At 72.7% G+C, this 17,365-nt stretch carries 12 protein-coding genes; 10 read left to right on the top strand and 2 right to left on the bottom strand.

Annotated elements, in window-relative coordinates; genetic code table 11:
* Window positions 1-42 precede the first annotated feature (42 nt).
* Together BLR90_RS06125 and BLR90_RS06130 are read right to left on the bottom strand one after the other, a co-directional pair.
* Entirely contained in the window at window positions 43-2,061 is a 2,019-nt protein-coding gene (locus BLR90_RS06125) for a beta-propeller domain-containing protein (RefSeq protein WP_091023590.1), read from the bottom strand.
* Entirely contained in the window at window positions 2,058-2,588 is a 531-nt protein-coding gene (locus tag BLR90_RS06130; RefSeq protein WP_091023591.1) for a SigE family RNA polymerase sigma factor, read from the bottom strand. Before BLR90_RS06130 ends, BLR90_RS06125 begins: the two co-directional genes overlap by 4 nt.
* Before the next feature lie 112 nt (window positions 2,589-2,700).
* Here BLR90_RS06130 and BLR90_RS06135 point away from each other — a divergent pair, with 112 nt between their 5' ends.
* The 10 genes from BLR90_RS06135 (at window position 2,701) to menC (ending at window position 17,271) form a co-directional block, all read left to right on the top strand.
* On the top strand, window positions 2,701-3,885 hold the full coding sequence (locus BLR90_RS06135) for a saccharopine dehydrogenase family protein (RefSeq protein WP_091023593.1): 1,185 nt from the start codon (window positions 2,701-2,703) through the stop codon (window positions 3,883-3,885).
* Between the two features lie 93 nt (window positions 3,886-3,978).
* On the top strand, window positions 3,979-5,373 hold the full coding sequence (locus tag BLR90_RS06140) for a serine hydrolase domain-containing protein (RefSeq protein ID WP_091023595.1): 1,395 nt from the start codon (window positions 3,979-3,981) through the stop codon (window positions 5,371-5,373).
* 63 nt (window positions 5,374-5,436) lie between these two features.
* Window positions 5,437-7,035 carry an ABC transporter substrate-binding protein gene (locus tag BLR90_RS06145; protein WP_091023597.1) on the top strand — a complete coding sequence of 533 codons (1,599 nt, stop codon included), beginning with the start codon at window positions 5,437-5,439 and terminating at the stop codon, window positions 7,033-7,035.
* A gap of 10 nt (window positions 7,036-7,045) precedes the next feature.
* Window positions 7,046-8,059: an ABC transporter permease gene (locus BLR90_RS06150; protein WP_245715182.1), complete on the top strand. Its 1,014-nt coding sequence runs from the start codon at window positions 7,046-7,048 to the stop codon at window positions 8,057-8,059.
* Between the two features lies 1 nt (window position 8,060).
* The gene (locus BLR90_RS06155; protein ID WP_091023599.1) at window positions 8,061-9,995 is read left to right on the top strand and encodes a dipeptide/oligopeptide/nickel ABC transporter permease/ATP-binding protein; all 1,935 of its coding nucleotides are present in this window, start codon (window positions 8,061-8,063) and stop codon (window positions 9,993-9,995) included.
* The gene (locus tag BLR90_RS06160; RefSeq protein WP_091023601.1) at window positions 9,992-10,777 is read left to right on the top strand and encodes an ABC transporter ATP-binding protein; all 786 of its coding nucleotides are present in this window, start codon (window positions 9,992-9,994) and stop codon (window positions 10,775-10,777) included. Before BLR90_RS06155 ends, BLR90_RS06160 begins: the two co-directional genes overlap by 4 nt.
* On the top strand, window positions 10,774-14,082 hold the full coding sequence (locus tag BLR90_RS06165; RefSeq protein WP_091023603.1) for a serine hydrolase: 3,309 nt from the start codon (window positions 10,774-10,776) through the stop codon (window positions 14,080-14,082). Before BLR90_RS06160 ends, BLR90_RS06165 begins: the two co-directional genes overlap by 4 nt.
* Window positions 14,082-15,254 carry a M20 family metallopeptidase gene (locus tag BLR90_RS06170; protein ID WP_091023605.1) on the top strand — a complete coding sequence of 391 codons (1,173 nt, stop codon included), beginning with the start codon at window positions 14,082-14,084 and terminating at the stop codon, window positions 15,252-15,254. The genes BLR90_RS06165 and BLR90_RS06170 overlap by 1 nt, the downstream gene beginning before the upstream one ends.
* On the top strand, window positions 15,251-16,162 hold the full coding sequence (locus BLR90_RS06175; RefSeq protein WP_245715183.1) for a GNAT family N-acetyltransferase: 912 nt from the start codon (window positions 15,251-15,253) through the stop codon (window positions 16,160-16,162). The genes BLR90_RS06170 and BLR90_RS06175 overlap by 4 nt, the downstream gene beginning before the upstream one ends.
* Window positions 16,159-17,271, top strand: coding sequence for an o-succinylbenzoate synthase (menC, locus tag BLR90_RS06180; RefSeq protein ID WP_091023607.1), 1,113 nt, complete (start codon window positions 16,159-16,161; stop codon window positions 17,269-17,271). The genes BLR90_RS06175 and menC overlap by 4 nt, the downstream gene beginning before the upstream one ends.
* The last annotated feature ends 94 nt before the right edge of the window (window positions 17,272-17,365 follow it).

The raw sequence follows: 17,365 nt of genomic DNA on the forward strand, positions 1-17,365 counted from the left end.
CGGGTCAACGTGGTCTGGCGTGAGTTTCGGGCGGGTCAACGCTCAGAGGCCGAAGAACTCGACGTCCTCGCCGGTCACCAGGGCGACCTTGTCGTCGGGCAGCGGGACCAGGCGTACGTCGTCGACGTCGCGACCGTGCTCGACCTCGACCATCCGGTTGGTGATCACGCCGCCGTCAAAGGACAGCACCGACACCCAGCCGGTGCGATAGCGCGAGATCACGGTGAGCGCGACCCGCTCCTGGCCCAGCCAGGTGAACTGGCGGGGGTCGTCGCCGGCCCGGGCATCGCTGCCGGTGGCGTACTCGAGGACGTCGAGCCGTTGCGGTCGCGCCAGGTCGGAGACGTTGAACAGCGACACCTGGGCTCCCCAGCCGCGCCCCTCGCCCCGACCCTGCCCCATGCCGACCATCCAGTGCCGGCCGAGCGGGTGGAGGTACTCCGAGAAGCCGGGGATCTTGAGCTCCCCGGCCAGTCGAGGTGCGGTCTGGTCGGTGAGGTCGACGGCGTAGAGCGGGTCGACCTGGCGGTAGGTCACCAGGATCGCCAGCCCTCGGAACCACCGGACCGACTGGATCTGCTCGCCGACCCCGAGCCGGTCGAGCCGGCCGATCTCGACCAGCTCGTCGCCCTCGGCCCGCAGCGTCACGATCGAGTTGAAGTTGCCGGTCTCGGACGTCGGGCCGACCGCGAGCCGCAGCACGCCGTCGTGCTCGTCCATCGACCAGCGGTCCGCCAGCGACCCCTCGACCTCGCCGGAGCCGACGTACGACGCCCCGGCGCCGTCGAGCGCGAAGTCGAAGACGTGCGTGACACCCGAGTCGAAGCCGGCCTTGCGGGAGACGGGCCAGAACCCGAACCCGAACGAGTCGCTCTGCGTCGCGAGGTAGAGGTGGTCGGGCGACTCGTAGACCATCGGCGCGGCGCCGGCCACCCCGAGCGCGTCGAGCTCGGAGGGCGTCTCGGCGGAGAAGCCCACCACCGCCATCGTGTCCAGCGCGAGGTCGGCCCGCGGGACCGCGATCCGGTCGCAGTCGACGAGCTGCTCAGACTGCCCGCCGTCGCGCACGACGCGCGGGACCCAGTCGGCGAGCGTCGACTCGCGCACGATCTTCCGGTTGGCCTCCCGGGCGTCCTGGAGCCGCTCCCGGAGCGGGCCGGTACGGCGGCCGGCGGGCTCGACGAAGTCGAGGTGTGGCAGGCCGGCCTGGAGCACGAGGCGGATGTCGCCGGCGTGCTGGCGCGCGGTCACCAGCGGGCTGTTGTAGTCGACCGTCTCCACCAGGGCGGGGGAGGCGGGCTCGGAGACGTCGACCGTCACCACCCGGGTGGCACCGAGGCGCCGTCCCGGGTTGCCGAGCGCGACCACGGTGTCACCGGCCAGCATGATCTCGCCGTTGCGCAGGTCGCCGAGGTCGAGCGACCCGAGCTCGGTGACCTCCTCGCCGGTCACGTCGTACGTCGTCAGCTCGGAGTCGTCGAGCCGCAGCAGCCGCTCGCCGTCGGTCTTGACCGAGTCCGGCTCGTCGACGCCGGCCTCCTGGACGTTGGTACCGGTCTCGCTGCTCAGCTGGTGGCTGGTCTGGGGGCCCCGGGAGTTCGCCTTGTACGCGGCGACCTGGCCCGCAGCCGGGATCGCGGCGTAGTCCCGGGCGAACACCCTCCCGAAGCGGGCGAGGTGCGGGTAGTAGGCGTCCCAGCCGTAGGGGCCGACCAGCTCCAGCGCCTGCGCGACGTAGTGCCGGCGCAGCGCCTCGCAGGACGCCGCGGGCTGGAGGTCGCCGTGGAACGCGGCGGGGGTGACCGCATCACCGGGAGTCACCACCACCCGGTCGCCACCGGGGCCGGTGGGCGGGGTGTCGCCCAGCGGACGGTCGACGAGGGTGCCGGCGACGAACGCGGCCGCGATGCCGCCGAGCACGGCGACCCGCAGCATCGGCCTCACGAAGGGCCGCACCCGGCCCCGCGGCCGGGGGGCGGCGTTCCGGCCGTCGCGCAGGATGTCGGCGACCGGCGCGGGCCCGACCGGCAGGTCGTCCCAGAGGCGCTCGAGGTCGTTCATGGGCCCCTCCTTGAGTTGAGTCCTTCGGTGAAGCCCGCCAGGTGGCTGTCGGAGGCGAGCTGCGCGAGCGCCCGCGAGAGGCGGCTCTTGACGGTGCCGGCCGGCACCCCGAGCGCCTCGGCGGTCTGCTGCTCGGTGAGCTGGGCGAAGTAGCGCAGCACCACGACCTCCCGGTTGACCTTGCTCAGCCCCGCCATCGCGCGGTGGATCGCGTCGGCGGTGTCGACGTCGGCGGTCGGGTCGCGTCGTACGCCGCGCAACGGTGCCTCGGGGACCTGGTCGGTCGCGTGCTCGCCCCACCAGCGACGGCGCCGACTGTCGCGCAGGGAGTTGACCAGCATCCGGTAGACGTAGGCGTCGCGGTTGTCGGCGGCGCGGACCCGGTCCCACGCGGCGTAGCAGCGGGTCAGCGTCGTCTGCGCGAGGTCCTCGGCCTCGGGCAGCCGGCAGCCGAGGAACACCGCGGACCGCACGAGGGCGCCCCAACTCTCCTCCGCGTAGGCGGCGAACTCTGCGTCATGGTCCATCGGTCGGTGCTGTCTCCGCTGCTGGGTCTTCGGTGAGGGGCAATGCTGGGTACGACGAGGCGGGACGTGGACCCGGTTCCATCGTCCTCCCCGGGAGTGCCACGATGACGTCATGCCGACCCCGGACAAGTCCCGCGACCTCGACCTCGTCGTCTTCGGCGCCACCGGTTTCACCGGCGGTCTCACCGCCGAGTACCTCGCCGAGCACGGCCCCGACGGCCTGCGGTGGGCCCTGGCCGGCCGTAGTCCCGAGAAGCTCGAGCGCGTGCGCGCCCGGCTCGCCGCCATCGACCCGGCGCTCGAGAAGCTCGAGCTGATCCACGCTGACGTCACCGACCCGGCCTCGCTCGCGGCCGTGGCGGCCCGCACCCGGGTCGTCATCACGACGGTCGGTCCCTACCTCGAGCACGGCGAGCCACTGGTCGCCGCCTGCGCCGAGGCCGGCACCGACTACGTCGACCTGACCGGCGAGCCCGAGTTCGTCGACCGGATGTACGTCGCCCACCACGCGACCGCCGAGCGCACCGGCGCCCGGATCGTCCACGCCTGCGGCTTCGACTCCATCCCGCACGACCTGGGCGCGCTGTTCACCGTCCAGCAGCTCGCGGCCTCCGGCCCGGTCACGGTGCGCGGTGTCGTCCGGGCCAGCGGGATGTTCTCCGGCGGCACGTTCCACTCCGCGATGAACGCGATGTCGCGCCCCAAGCAGATGAAGGACGCCTCCTCGGCCCGCCGCCGGGTCGAGCCGAAGCCGGCCGGCGGCCGGTCCTCGCGCGCGGTCGCGGGCAAGCCCCACCGCGACGGGCAGCTCGGCTTCTGGCTGCTCCCGATGCCGACGATCGACCCGTTCGTGGTGGCCCGCTCGGGCGCCGCGCTGGCGTCGTACGGCCCGAAGTTCCGCTACTCCCACTTCGCCGGCACCAAGACCCTGCGCTACGCCGCGGGCGGCGCGGCCGGCGTCGGTGCGATCGCGCTGTCGGCGCAGGTCAAGCCGCTGCGCAACCTGCTGCTGGGCCGGATCAAGCAGGGCGAGGGCCCCGACGAGCGCAAGCGCGAGAAGTCGTGGTTCACCGTCGACTTCGTCGGCGAGGGCGACGGCCGCACGGTCCACTCCCGGGTCTCCGGCGGCGACCCCGGCTACGGCGAGACCGCCAAGATGCTGGCCGAGTCGGCGCTGTGCCTGGCCTTCGACGACAACCCCACCACCGCCGGCCAGGTCACCACGGCCCAGGCGATGGGCGACCAGCTCCTCGCCCGGCTCCAGGCGGCGGGGATCCGCTTCGACGTCCTGCCCTGACGCCAGGGGTTGTGCCAGCGGACGGAGCGCCCGCGCCCTCCTTGTCACCGCGGACGAACACGGCGCCCCCCGGTCGTCCTTAGCGTGACCTGCATGACACTTGAGGCCGTCGAGACCTGGATCGCCGAGAACCTGCCGGCGTTGATCGAGAAGTACGACGTGCCCGGCGCCGCCGTGGCCGTGCTGGCCGACGGCAAGGTCATCGATGCCGCCGCCGGCGTCCTGAGCAAGACCACCGGGGTCGAGGCCACCGCCGACTCGGTCTTCCAGATCGGCTCCATCACCAAGGTGTGGACCGCGACGCTGGTCATGCAGCTGGTCGAGGAAGGCAAGCTCGACCTCGAGCTGCCGATCCGCACCTACCTGCCGGCGTTCAAGATCGCCGACGAGTCGGCCGCGGTGAAGATCACGACCCGCCAGCTGCTCAGGCACACCGCCGGCTTCGAGGGCGACATCTTCACCGACACCGGCGTCGGCGACGACTGCGTCGAGAAGTACCTCGACGTCCTGCACGAGGTGCCCCAGCTCTTCCCGCCGGACGAGCTGTTCTCCTACAACAACGCCGGCTACACCGTGCTCGGGCGCCTGGTCGAGGTGCTGCGCGAGAAGCCGTTCGACGCCTGCCTGCGCGACCACCTGATCACGCCGCTCGGCCTCACCCACGTCGCGACCAGCCCCTACGAGGCGATCCTGCACCGCGCCGCGGTCGGCCACCTCCAGCCCGAGCCCGACGCACCCTTCGAGGCGGCGCCGATCTGGGCCCTGGTCCGGTCCAACATCCCGGCCGGGTCGATGCTGGCCATGCGCCCGCGCGACCTGGTCGCGTTCGCCAAGATGCACATGGACGGCGGGGTGGCCGCCGACGGCACCCGCGTCCTGGAGGCCGCGACCGTCGCCGCCATGCAGGAGCCGCAGGTCAAGCTCCCCGAGCTCGGCCTGATGGGCACCCACTGGGGCCTGGGCTGGGAGCTCTTCGAGACCCCCGCGGGCTCCGGCAGCTTCATCATCGGCCACGACGGCGGGACCATCGGCCAGTCGGCCTTCCTCCGCGTCCTACCGGAGAAGGGCGTGGCGATCGTCCTGCTCACCAACGGCGGTGACGTCATCTCGATCTACCGCGAGTTCTTCTCCCACGTGCTCGAGGCGCTCGCCGGCGTCGGCCTGCCGGCGCTGCCCACCCCGCCGGCCGACCCCCAGCCCTTCGACGCCACCCGCTTCGTCGGCCGCTACTCCGCCGAGGTGTTCGACATCGACATCTCCCAGGCTGACGACGGCCGGATCTGGATGGACCTGACGCCGAGCGGCATCGCCGAGGAGATGGGCGAGAAGCCCGAGCGCAAGGAGCTCGTCCACTACGCCGACGACAGCCTGATCCCGCTCGAGGCCGACCGTGGCATGCACATGCCCCACGCGTTCCTCGGTGACGACGGCGAGGGCCACGCGCTCTACCTCCACGTCGGGCGTGCCGTACGTCGCGCCGGCTCCTGACCCTCACCAGCTCCGCAGCACCCGCTCCATGTCAACCAACTCGGCAAACCAGAGGACCCGCCCATGAAGCTGACCGCCACTGCTCTAGGCCTGTGCGTCACCACTGCTCTCCTCGCCGGCTGCGGAGGAAGCGACGACCCGGACTCGCCGAAGGGAGGCGGAGGTGAGGTCGTCGACGGCGGCACGTTCACGATGTCCCTGGCCTCGGACCCGGGCAACCTGGACCCGCAGATGGGCGCCGGCAGCGGCCTCTTCGCGGTCACCCAGTTCGCCTACGACGCGCTCGTCAGCGTCAACGCCGAGACCGGTGCGATCGAGTCGGCGCTGGCCACCGAGTGGACCGCTGAGGGCACCCAGGTCGACCTCACGCTCGCCGAGGGCATCACCTGTGCCGACGGCACCGAGGTCACGCCCACCCTGGTCGCCGACAACCTCAACTTCGTCGCTGACCCCAAGAACCAGAGCCCGTTCCTCGGCACGTTTATCCCGGTCGGCGCGAAGGCCACCGGCGACGACGCCGCGGGCACGGTGTCGCTCGCGCTGGAGGCCCCGGCGCCGTTCGTGCTCAACGGGCTGGCCAGCCTGCCGATCGTCTGCCCCAGCGGGCTCGACGACCGGACGTCGCTGGCGCAGGCCACCAGCGGCACCGGCCCCTACGAGCTCACCGAGGCGGCGCCCGGCGAGAGCTACACGTACCAGATCCGTGACAACTACACGTGGGGCCCGAACGGCGCCTCCACCGCGACCGAGGGCATGCCCGACACGGTCGTCATCAAGATCACCGAGAACGAGACCACCGCGGCCAACCTGCTGCTCTCCGGCGAGCTCAACGCCGCCCAGGTCCTCGGGCCCGACGCCAAGCGTCTCGAGGCCGCCGGCCTGTACGCCGCGGAGACGCCCGCCCTCATCGGCGAGCAGTGGTACAACCAGGCCGAGGGCCGCCCGACCAGCGACCCGCTGGTCCGGATGGCGCTGACCCAGGCCCTCGACCGCGACGAGCTCCAGAAGGTGCTCACCTCGGGCGCCGGCGGGCCGGCCACCACGCTGGCGGCCATCGAGCCGACCACGTGCCCCGGTGACTCGGTCTCCGGCTCCAGCCCCGCCTTCGACCCCGACGCCGCCGCTGATCTGCTCGACCAGGCCGGCTGGAACCTCGGCGACGACGGGACCCGCAGCAAGGACGGCACCCCGCTCGAGCTGGTGTTCCTCTACCAGAACAACACCGGCACCGGCGGCGCTGCCGCCTCCGAGCTCGCGGTCCAGCAGTGGAAGGAGATCGGGGTCCAGGCCACGGCCTCCGCCCAGAACGAGACCTCGCTGACCAGCACCATCTTCGGTGGCGGCGACTGGGACGTCACCTGGGTCTCGCTCAACGTCAACGCCCCCGACCAGCTGGTGCCGTTCCTCTCCGGACCGGCCGCGCCCAACGGCACCAACTTCGGTGCCATCGACAACGCCGACTACTCGGCCGCGGTCGAGGAGGCCTCGGCCATCCTCGGGGTCGAGGGCTGCGACAAGTGGCTCGAGGCGGAGTCGCTGCTGATCGAGAACGCCGACATCGTGCCCTTCGCCAACACCATCGTGACGACCTTCGGGTCCGGCGCGGAGTTCGAGACGCCCGGAAACCTGGTGCCCACCAGCATCCGGATGATGGCGAAGTAGGCACCACGACGTGACGACGACGGCGAGCTCGGTCGCCTCGACCCCACCCGCGGTGGGACGCCTCTCCGGGGTCCTGTCCCACCGCTGGGTGCGGTTCGGCGTACGGCGCCTCGGGCGGCTGCTCATGTCGCTCGCGGTGCTGGTCACCGCGTCGTTCCTGATGATCCACCTGATCCCGGGCGACCCGGTGCGTGGTGCCCTCGGCCCTACCGCGCCGACCGCCCTGGTCGAGGCGCGACGTGAGTCCCTGGGTCTCAACGACCCGCTGTGGCTCCAGTACTGGCACTACCTCCAGGGGCTGTTCACCGGCGACCTCGGGACCTCGCTCAGCTCGAAGCTGCCGGTCGCCGACGTCGTCTCGCAGCGGCTGCCGGCCACGCTGATGCTGGCGGTCCTCGCGTTCGCGGTCGCCGTGGCCGTCGCCGTACCGCTGGGTGTCGGGATGGGCGTCCTCACCCGCCGCGGCCGGGGCCGGCGCAGCGAGCTGGCCTTCACCACCACGAGCGTCGTGGTCGGGACGATCCCGGACTTCCTGATCGGGGTGGGCCTGGTCTACGTCTTCGGCGTCAGCCTCCACGTGCTCCCGGTGGCCGGCAACGCGACCGCGGACGCCTACGTGCTGCCGGTGATCGCGCTGGCGATCGGGCCGGCCGCGATCCTGGCCCGGATCATCCGGGTGGAGATGGTCTCGGTGCTCGAGGCCGACTTCGTCCGCACCGCCCGTGCCAAACGGCTGCCGTCGCGCACCATCTACCTCGGCCACGCCCTGCCCAACGCGCTCACCGCCGCGCTCACCATCTGCGGGCTGCTGCTCAGCTCGATGGTCGCCGGCACCGTGCTGGTGGAGAACGTCTTCGCGTGGCCGGGCCTCGGAAGGACCATCGTGTCGTCGATCCTGACCAAGGACTACCCCGTCGTACAGGCGATCGTGCTCGTGTACGGCGTGGGCGTGCTGGTGGTCAACACCGTGGTCGACGTGGTGCTCGCCCTGCTGGACCCGCGCTCGATGATCGCGGAGGACTGAGATGTCGCGCCGCTGGCTGCGGGTGCTGCGCACCCCGCTCGGGCTGACCACGGCCGCTCTCGTGGTCGCCGTCGTGGTCCTCGCGATCGTGGCCCCGGTGCTCTGGTCGGACCGGGCCGAGGTCTACGACACCGACAACATCCTGGCCGGGCCCTCGGGCGACCACTGGGCCGGCACCGACGGGCTGGGCCGCGACATCTTCTTCCGTGCTCTCGTCGCCAGCCGCCTGTCGCTGGAGCTCGCGCTGGCCGCGACCGTGATCGGCGTGCTGGCCGGTCTGCTGCTCGGCACCGCACCGCTGCTGCTCGGGCGGCGCCTCGGACGGCTGGTCACCACGGGTGTCAACATCGCCGTCGCCTTCCCCGGCCTGCTGCTGGCCCTCTTCTTCGCGGTGATCTTCGGCGTCGGCGCCACCGGCGCGGTGCTCGCGATCGGCTTCGCTCTCGCCCCCTCGTTCGCCCGCCTCGTCCAGACCCTGGTCGCCGGTGTCGCGGCGCTCGACTACGTCTCGGCCGCTCGGGTCGCCGGCGTCGGCCGGGTGCGGATCCTGCTGCGCCACGTGCTGCCCAACATCGCCGAGCCGCTGGTGGTCAATGCCACCATCGCGGGCGGAGGCGCACTGCTGGCGTTCGCCGGGCTGTCCTTCCTCGGCCTCGGGGTCCAGCAGCCCAGCTACGACTGGGGCCGGCTGCTCTTCGAGGGCATCGGCATGATCTACGTGAACCCGGCGGCGGCTCTGGCGCCCGGGATCGCGGTCCTGGTCGCCGGTCTGGCCTTCAACCTCTTCGGTGAGTCCGTGGCCAAGGGCCTGGGCGTCAGCGCCGTCGGCGGTGTGCCCGTCCCCGCGACCTCGAGCCGGCTGACCGGCCACGCCGGTCGCCGAGACGGCACCGACGGCTCGACCCACATGGCCATGGCCCCCTCCGACCTGGTGCTCGACGTCGTCGACCTCCGTGTCTCGTTCCCGGGGCCGGCCGGCCCGATCCGGCCCGTGCGCGGGATCTCCTTCTCGGTACGGCACGGCGAGGCCCTCGGCGTGGTGGGGGAGTCGGGGTCGGGCAAGTCCCTGACCGCGCTCGCCGTCGCCCAGCTGATCGAGGAGCCCGGCCGCGTCGAGGCCGACCGCCTGGAGTTCCGTGGCGCCGACCTGCGCGACGGGCCGCGCGCGCACCGCCACCTGCTCGGCACGTCCATGGCGATGGTGTTCCAGGACCCGATGACGTCGTTCAACCCGACCCGGCGGATGGGCAGCCAGCTCGCCGAGGTCGCCGTCCACCACCAGGGGATGACCCGCAGGCAGGCCATGGCCCGCGCGGTCGACCGGCTGCGCGCCGTCCGCGTCCCTGAGCCAGAGCGCCGCGCCACGCAGTACCCCCACGAGTTCTCCGGCGGCATGCGCCAGCGGGCCATGATCGGCATGGGCGTGATGGGCAACCCGTCGCTGATCATCGCCGACGAGCCCACGACCGCCCTCGACGTCACCGTGCAGCAGCAGGTCCTCGACCTGCTCCAGGCCATCCGCGACGAGGACGACGTCGCGCTGGTGCTGATCAGCCACGACGTCACCGTCGTCGGCGAGGTCTGCGACCGCGTCCTGGTGATGTACGCCGGCCGCATCGTCGAGGACCTGCCCGCCCACCAGCTCCAGGGCGGCGCGCTGCATCCGTACACGCGGGCACTGGTCGCGGCGGTCCCCGACATGCGCACCGACCTCGACCAGCCGCTGGCCGTCGTCCCGGGTCGCCCGGTCGACCCGTCCGACGTACCCACCGGCTGTGCGTTCGCCGCCCGCTGCCCGCTGGCCGACGACCACTGCCGGACCGTGGACCCGCCGCTGGCGCCCACGCCGACCGGCAGCCAGGTGGCCTGCTGGCACGCGGGCGAGCCGCTCGAGCTCGACGAGGGCACCGGCGAGCTCGTGGAGGCCAAATCATGAAGGAACTGCGTTTCGACGACGTCACCGTCCGCTACGGCACCGTCCGCCGGCCCTTCACGGCCGTCGACGGCGTCAGCCTTGTCGTCCCGGCCGGCCAGGTCGTGGGCCTGGTCGGCGAGTCCGGCTCCGGCAAGTCGACCCTGGCCCGTGCGGCGGTGGGCCTCGCGCCCATCCACAGCGGGCAGATCCTGCTCGACGGGCAGCCGGTCCCGCGTCGCGGCCGGGTGCGCCCGCTCCAGATGGTCTTCCAGGACCCCTACTCCTCGCTCGACCCGCGGATGACGATCGGCGAGAGCGTCGCCGAGCCGATCCCGCCGGGCTCCTCGCGCGCCGAGCGTCGCGAAGAGGTGGCGCGGCTGCTGGCCCTCGTCCACCTCGACCCGTCCGTGGCGACGGCCCTGCCGGGCCGCCTCTCCGGCGGGCAACGGCAGCGCGTCGCCCTGGCGCGGGCCCTGGCCGGACAGCCGCAGGTCGTGATCGCCGACGAGATCACCTCCGCGCTCGACGTGTCGATCCAGGGCGCGGTGCTCAACCTGGTGCGCGAGCTCCAGCGCGAGCTGGGCCTGTCGATGCTCTTCATCTCCCACAACCTCGCCGTGGTGCGCTACGTCGCCAGCCACGTCGCGGTGATGTACGAGGGCCGCATCGTCGAGCAGGGCCCCGTCGAGCAGGTCCTCGTCGACCCGCAGCACGACTACACCCGCGAGCTGCTGGCCGCCGTACCCGGCAACCGCCCCACGTCCGCCACCCCCCACGCCCCCAGAACCAGGAGCACCTCGTGACCCGACGGATGCGCATCGACGACCTGACCGCCCTCGCGGTCCCCTCCCAGCCCGCGCTCTCGCCCGACGGCTCCCGCCTGGCCTACGTGCTGCGCACCCTCGACGGCGAGGCCGACCGCAACGTCGACCAGCTCTGGGTCGTGCCCACTGGTGACAGAGCGACGGATGGCTCGCCGCGGCGCCTCACCAGCGGCACCGGCGACACGTCACCGCGCTGGTCGCCCGACGGCTCCCGGCTGGCGTTCGTCCGCGCCGGGGACGGTCCCGGACAGGTGTGGCTGCTCGCCGCCGACGGTGGCGAGCCCGAGCAGGTCACCGACCTCCCCCTCGGCGCCGACGCCCCCGTGTGGAGCCCGGACGGCAGCCGGATCGCGTTCACCGCGGCGGTCGACCCTGCCGCCCGCGGCACCGGCCCGATCGTGACCACCCGCCTCGACTACCAGGCCGACGGTGCCGGCATGTTCGGCTCGGTCCGCAGCCAGCTGCACGTGCTCGACGTCGCCACCGGCGACTGCCGCCAGCTGACGGATGGTCCCGAGCACGCCGGCGAGCCCGCCTGGGCCACCGACGGGCGCACCCTCGCCTTCACCCGGCACGTCGGCGAGGACAGCGACCTGACGTTCCGCACCGCGGTGCATCTGCTCGACATCGACGACGCCCAGGCCCGCCCCCGGGTCGTCGCGTTCGAGGACGGCATCGCCGGCACGGTCTCGAACGCCTCTGACGGCAGCCTGCTGGTCGTCGGCTGGGCGGGTTCCCTGGTGGGCCACGCCCGCCTGTTCCGGGTGCCGCTCGACGGCGGCGACGTCCAGGACCTCACCGGTCACCTCGACCGCAACGTCATGCCCGGCGCCACGGCCTACCCCGGCGCCCGCCCGGTCGACACCGACGACGGTGCGCTGTTCTGCCTGCGCGACCGCGGGTGCACCCACCTGTGGCGGGTCGCCGGGGGTCATGCGAGTCCGATGCTCGACGGCGACGGTCGGGTCGTCTCCGGGCTCTCGGTCGCCGGCAGCAGTGCCGCGGTCGTCCTCGCCACGCCCACGTCGTACGGCGAGGTGGTGCTGCTCGACCTGGCCACCGGCGCCGAGCGGGTGCTCACCGACCACGGTGCGGCGCTCGCCGACGTCGAGCTGTTCGAGCGCGTCCCACGCACGTTCACGATCAGCGACGGCACCGAGGTGCAGGCGTGGGTCATCCGCGACCCCGAGCTGTCCGCGCCCGGCCCGCTGCTGCTCGACATCCACGGCGGACCGCACAACGCGTGGAACGACGCCGCCGACGAGATGCACGTCTACCACCAGGAGCTGGCCGCCCGCGGCTGGACCGTGCTGCTGGTCAACCCGCGTGGCAGCGACGGCTACGGCGCGGCGTTCTACGACGGCGTCAACGGTGCCTGGGGCGTGGCCGACGCCGACGACTTCCTCGAGCCGATCGACGTGCTGGTCGCCGAGGGCCTCGCCGACGCGGACCGCCTCGCGGTCACCGGCTATAGCTACGGCGGCTTCATGACCTGCTACCTCACCGCCCATGACGGCCGGTTCAAGGCCGCGGTGCCGGGCGGGCTCGTCAGCGACCTGACCAGCATGTACGGCACCTGCGACGACGGCGCACTGCTGAGCGGGTTCGAGCTCGGCGGGACCCCGTGGGAGAAGCCGGAGCAGTACGCCGCCATGTCGCCGCTGACCCGCGTCGCCGACGTCACGACCCCCACGCTGGTCCTGCACGGCGGCGGCGACCTGACCTGCGACCTCGGCCAGGCCCAGCAGTGGCACACCTCCCTGCGCCACCTCGGGGTGCCCACCCAGCTGGTGATCTACCCCGAGCAGTCGCACGCGTTCATCCTCACCGGCCGTCCGTCCCACCGCGCCGACTACAACCGCCGCGTCGTCGACTGGGTCGAGCAGTACACCGTGGCCGCGGGCCGGCCCCGGATCGACCTGGCCCACTGGGAGCAGCGGCTCGCCGCGCTCGCCGCGCGGCACAAGGTGCCCGGTGCCCAGCTGGGCATCCTGCGGATCTCGCCGGAGACCCAGGACGAGCTCGTGACGGCGTCGTACGGCGTTCTCAACCTCGGCTCGCAGGTCCCGGCCACGACCGAATCGCTCTTCCAGATCGGCTCGATCTCCAAGGTGTGGACCGCGACCGTCGCGATGCAGCTGGTCGACGAGGGACTGCTCGAGCTCGACGGGCCCATCTGCGAGGTGCTGCCCGAGCTGCGCCTGTCCGACCCCGACGTCACGAAGACCGTCACCCTGCGCCACCTGCTCAACCACACCAGCGGCATCGACGGCGACGTCTTCACCGACACCGGCCGTGGCGACGACTGCCTGGAGAAGTACGTCGACCTCCTCGCCGACGCCGGCCAGAACCACCCCCTCGGCGCGACCTGGTCCTACTGCAACTCGGGCTACTCGCTGATCGGCCGCCTCATCGAGAAGGTCACCGGCACCACCTGGGACCAGGCGATGAAGGACCGGCTGTTTACGCCGCTCGGACTGGCCAGGACGGTCACGCTGCCCGAGGACGCACTGCTCCACAGCGCCGCCACCGGCCACCTCGAGCACGAGGGCCAGCAGCTGGTCGCGCCCGTGTGGCAGCTGCCGCGGTCGCTCGGGCCGGCCGGGCTGATCACCGCCACCGCCGCCGACGTGCTCGCGTTCGCGCGGCTGCACCTCAACGATGGCGTGGCCGCCGACGGCACCCGGCTGCTGAGCGAGGACAGCACCGCCGCGATGGCCGCGCACCAGGCCGACCTGCCCGACAAGATCGTGCTCGGCGACTCGTGGGGACTGGGCTGGATCCGCTTCGGCTGGGGTGGCCACCGCCTGATCGGCCACGACGGCAACACCATCGGGCAGGGCGCGTTCCTGCGGATGCTGTCCGAGCAGGGGCTCGCGGTCACGCTGCTCACCAACGGCGGCAACGCCCGCGACCTCTACCAGGACCTCTACCGCGAGCTGTTCGCCGAGCTCGCCGGCGTCGAGATGGCGGAGCCCTTCGTGCCGCCCGCCGACGCCGAGGTCGACATCACGCCGTACGTCGGCACCTACCAGCGGCACTCCGTGCTGATGGAGGTGTTCGTCGGCGACGACGGGCCGCGGCTGCGCACGACCCTCAGCGGCCCGATCGCGGAGATGATCCCGGACCCCGTCGACGAGCACCCGCTGGTGCCGGCCGGACCCGGGCTGTTCGCGGTGCGACCGCCCGGCACGGAGACCTGGGCGCCGGTGACGTTCTACGAGCTGCCGACCGGTGAGCGCTACCTCCACTTCGGCGTGCGCGCCACCCCGAGGGTCGACTAGTGACCACCCGCGTCGCCTTCTCGTTCCCCGCCTTCCTGTCCGACCTGCGTGAGCTGGTCGAGTGCGAGTCGCCGTCCACCGAACTCGCTGCGGTCGCGCGCTCCGCGGACGTCGTGGCCCGCGTCGGCGCCGCGCGCCTCGGCGTACTCCCGGAGCGGATCGTGCTCGACGGCCGCACCCACCTGCGTTGGCGTCTCGGCACCGGCCCCAGCCGGGTGCTGCTGGTCGGCCACCACGACACCGTGTGGCCGACCGGCACGCTGGCGACCACCCCGTTCTCGGTGGAGGACGGGGTGGTGCGCGGGCCCGGCTGCTTCGACATGCTGACCGGGCTGGTGATGACGTTCCACGCCCTCGCCTCCCTCGCCGACGTCGACGGCGTGACCGTGCTGGTCACCGGAGACGAGGAGCTGGGCTCGCCCAGCTCACGCGGGCTGATCGAGGACGAGGCACGCCTCGCGTCGGCGGCTCTGGTGCTCGAGGCCTCCGCCGACGGCGGCGCCCTCAAGACCGAACGCAAGGGCGTGTCGCTGTACGACGTACGACTGGTCGGTCGGGCCGCGCACGCCGGGCTCGAGCCGGAGCTCGGGGTCAACGCGACGCTCGAGCTCGCACACCAGGCCCTGGCCGTCGCGGCGCTCGCCGACCCCGCCCTCGGCACGACGGTCACCCCGACCGCCGCCCGGGCCGGCACGACCACCAACACGGTGCCGGCCGAGGGCTCGTTCTCGGTCGACATCCGGGTCCGCACCCTGGCCGAGCAGGACCGGGTCGACGCCGCGATGTGCGCGCTCGTGCCGGTGCAGCCGGGTGCGCTGGTCGAGGTCTCCGGCGGCCCCAACCGCCCGCCGCTCGAGGAGTCGTCCGCGGCCGCGCTGTTCGCCCGGGCGCGGGTGCTGGCGGCCGAGCTGGGCCTACCCGAGCTCACCGAGGCCGGGGTCGGCGGTGCGTCCGACGGCAACTTCACGGCCGGTGTCGGCACCCCGACCCTCGACGGCCTGGGCGCCGTCGGCGGTGGCGCGCACGCCGCCCACGAGCACGTCCTGCTCGACGCCGTCCCGGGGCGTACGGCGCTGCTCGCGCGGCTGGTCGAGGACCTGTTGGCGCGACCCGTGGGCCGACCGTCGGAGACGACCAACGACCTCCAGACCTCTGGTGCGGCACGACCATGACCAGCGCCGAGAACGTCGCCAACATGGGAGCCGTGACCAACCTGACCACTTCCCGCGCCCCCGACATCGACGACGCGGTCCAGGCCGCGGACGCGGCCGGCCTCGCCGCCGGGGTGTCGGTGCGCGAGCTCACCGAGCTGGGGGAGCTCGAGGAGGTGGTGCACCTGTACGCCGCGATCTGGGGGCGCGACGACAACCCGCCGATGACGCTCGAGCTGCTGCGGGCCTTCACCAAGGCCGGCAACTACGTCAGCGGTGCCTACGAGGGGCCGCGTCTCGTGGGCGCGTGCGTGGGCTTCTTCCACGCGCCGTCCGAGGACGCCCTCCACAGCCACATCGCCGGGGTCTCGCCGTCCGCGACCGGGCGCAGCGTGGGCTTCGCGCTCAAGCTCCACCAGCGGTCGTGGGCCCTGCTCCACGGGGTGTCCGAGATCGCGTGGACCTTCGACCCGCTGGTCAGCCGCAACGCCCACTTCAACCTGGTCAAGCTCGCCGCCCAGCCGGTCGAGTACCTCCCCAACTTCTACGGCGCGATGCCCGACCGGATCAACGGCGCCGACGAGTCCGACCGGCTGTTGGTCCGCTGGCGGCTGCGTGACCCCGCCGTCGCCGCGGCGTGCTCGGGCGAGGCCCGGCCCGCCGGGCCCCACGCTCCCGGCAACGCCGCCGTCGCGCTGGGCGTCGGTCCCGACGGCCGACCCGTCCGCGGCCCGCTCGACGCGGCGGTCTCCCTGGTCGCCGTACCCGACGACATCCAGGCGCTGCGCCGGGCCGACCCGGCCGCCGCCGTGGCCTGGCGCTCCGCCGTACGCGACGTGCTGACCGCGCTCGAGGCCGACGGCTCCCGCATCACCGGCTTCGGCCGGGCCACTGGGTACGTCGTCAGCCGGGGCGGGGTGCGGTCATGAAGCTCGAGGGCGTGGAGCTGCGCTGGGTGTCGATGCCGCTGGTGTCGCCGTTCCGTACGTCGTTCGGCACCCAGACCACGCGCGACCTGCTGCTGCTCAAGGTCGTCACCGACCAAGCCGAGGGCTGGGGCGAGTGCGTGGCGATGGCCGCACCGCTCTACTCCGAGGAGTACATCGAGGGCGCCGCCGACGTGCTGCGCCGCTACCTGGTGCCGGCGCTGGCCGCGGCCGGGCCGTTCGACGCCTCGACCGTGGCGACTGTGCTGGAGCCGTTCCACGGACACCGGATGGCCAAGGCCGCCCTGGAGATGGGCGTGCTCGACGCCGAGCTGCGCGCCGAGGGACGACCGCTCTCGCGTGAGCTCGGGGCCGTGCACGACCGGGTGCCGTGCGGCGTCTCGGTCGGGATCATGGACGACCTCGGGGCCCTGCTCGACGCGGTCGGCGGCTACCTCGACGAGGGCTACGTCCGGATCAAGCTCAAGATCGAGCCCGGCTGGGACGTCGAGCCGGTGCGCGCCGTACGCGAGCGCTTCGGGGACGACGTACTCCTCCAGGTCGACGCCAACACCGCCTACACCCTGTCGGACGCGCGTCACCTCGCGCGGCTCGACCCCTTCGACCTGCTCCTCATCGAGCAGCCGCTGCCCGAGGACGACCTCTTCGGTCACGCGGACCTCGCCCGGCTGATCACCACCCCGGTCTGTCTGGACGAGTCGATCACCTCCGCACGGACAGCCGCTGCCGCGATCCGGCTCGGTGCCTGCTCGGTGGTCAACATCAAGCCCGGGCGGGTCGGCGGCTACCTCGAGGCACGACGGATCCACGACCTGTGCGTGGCCCACAGCGTGCCGGTGTGGTGCGGCGGCATGCTCGAGACCGGCCTGGGACGCGCAGCCAACGTCGCCCTCGCCGCCCTGCCCGGGTTCACGATGCCGGGCGACACCTCCGCCTCCGGTCGCTACTACGCCACCGACGTCACAGCGCCGTTCGTCCTCGACGACGGCTATCTCGCCGTCCCCACCGGCCCCGGCCTCGGCGTCGAACCCCTCCCCGACGAGCTCGCCGCTGTCACCACCGCCACCGACTGGATCCCCGCCTCACGTTGACCCGCCCGAAACTCACCGAACCAGGCGTTGACCCGCCCGAAAGTTTCGGGCGGGTCAACGTGGGATCGGAGGCAGTGCTGTCGGGGAGCACAGG

The organism is Nocardioides szechwanensis (assembly GCF_900103935.1).
GTDB classification, from domain to species: Bacteria; Actinomycetota; Actinomycetes; order Propionibacteriales; family Nocardioidaceae; genus Nocardioides; species Nocardioides szechwanensis.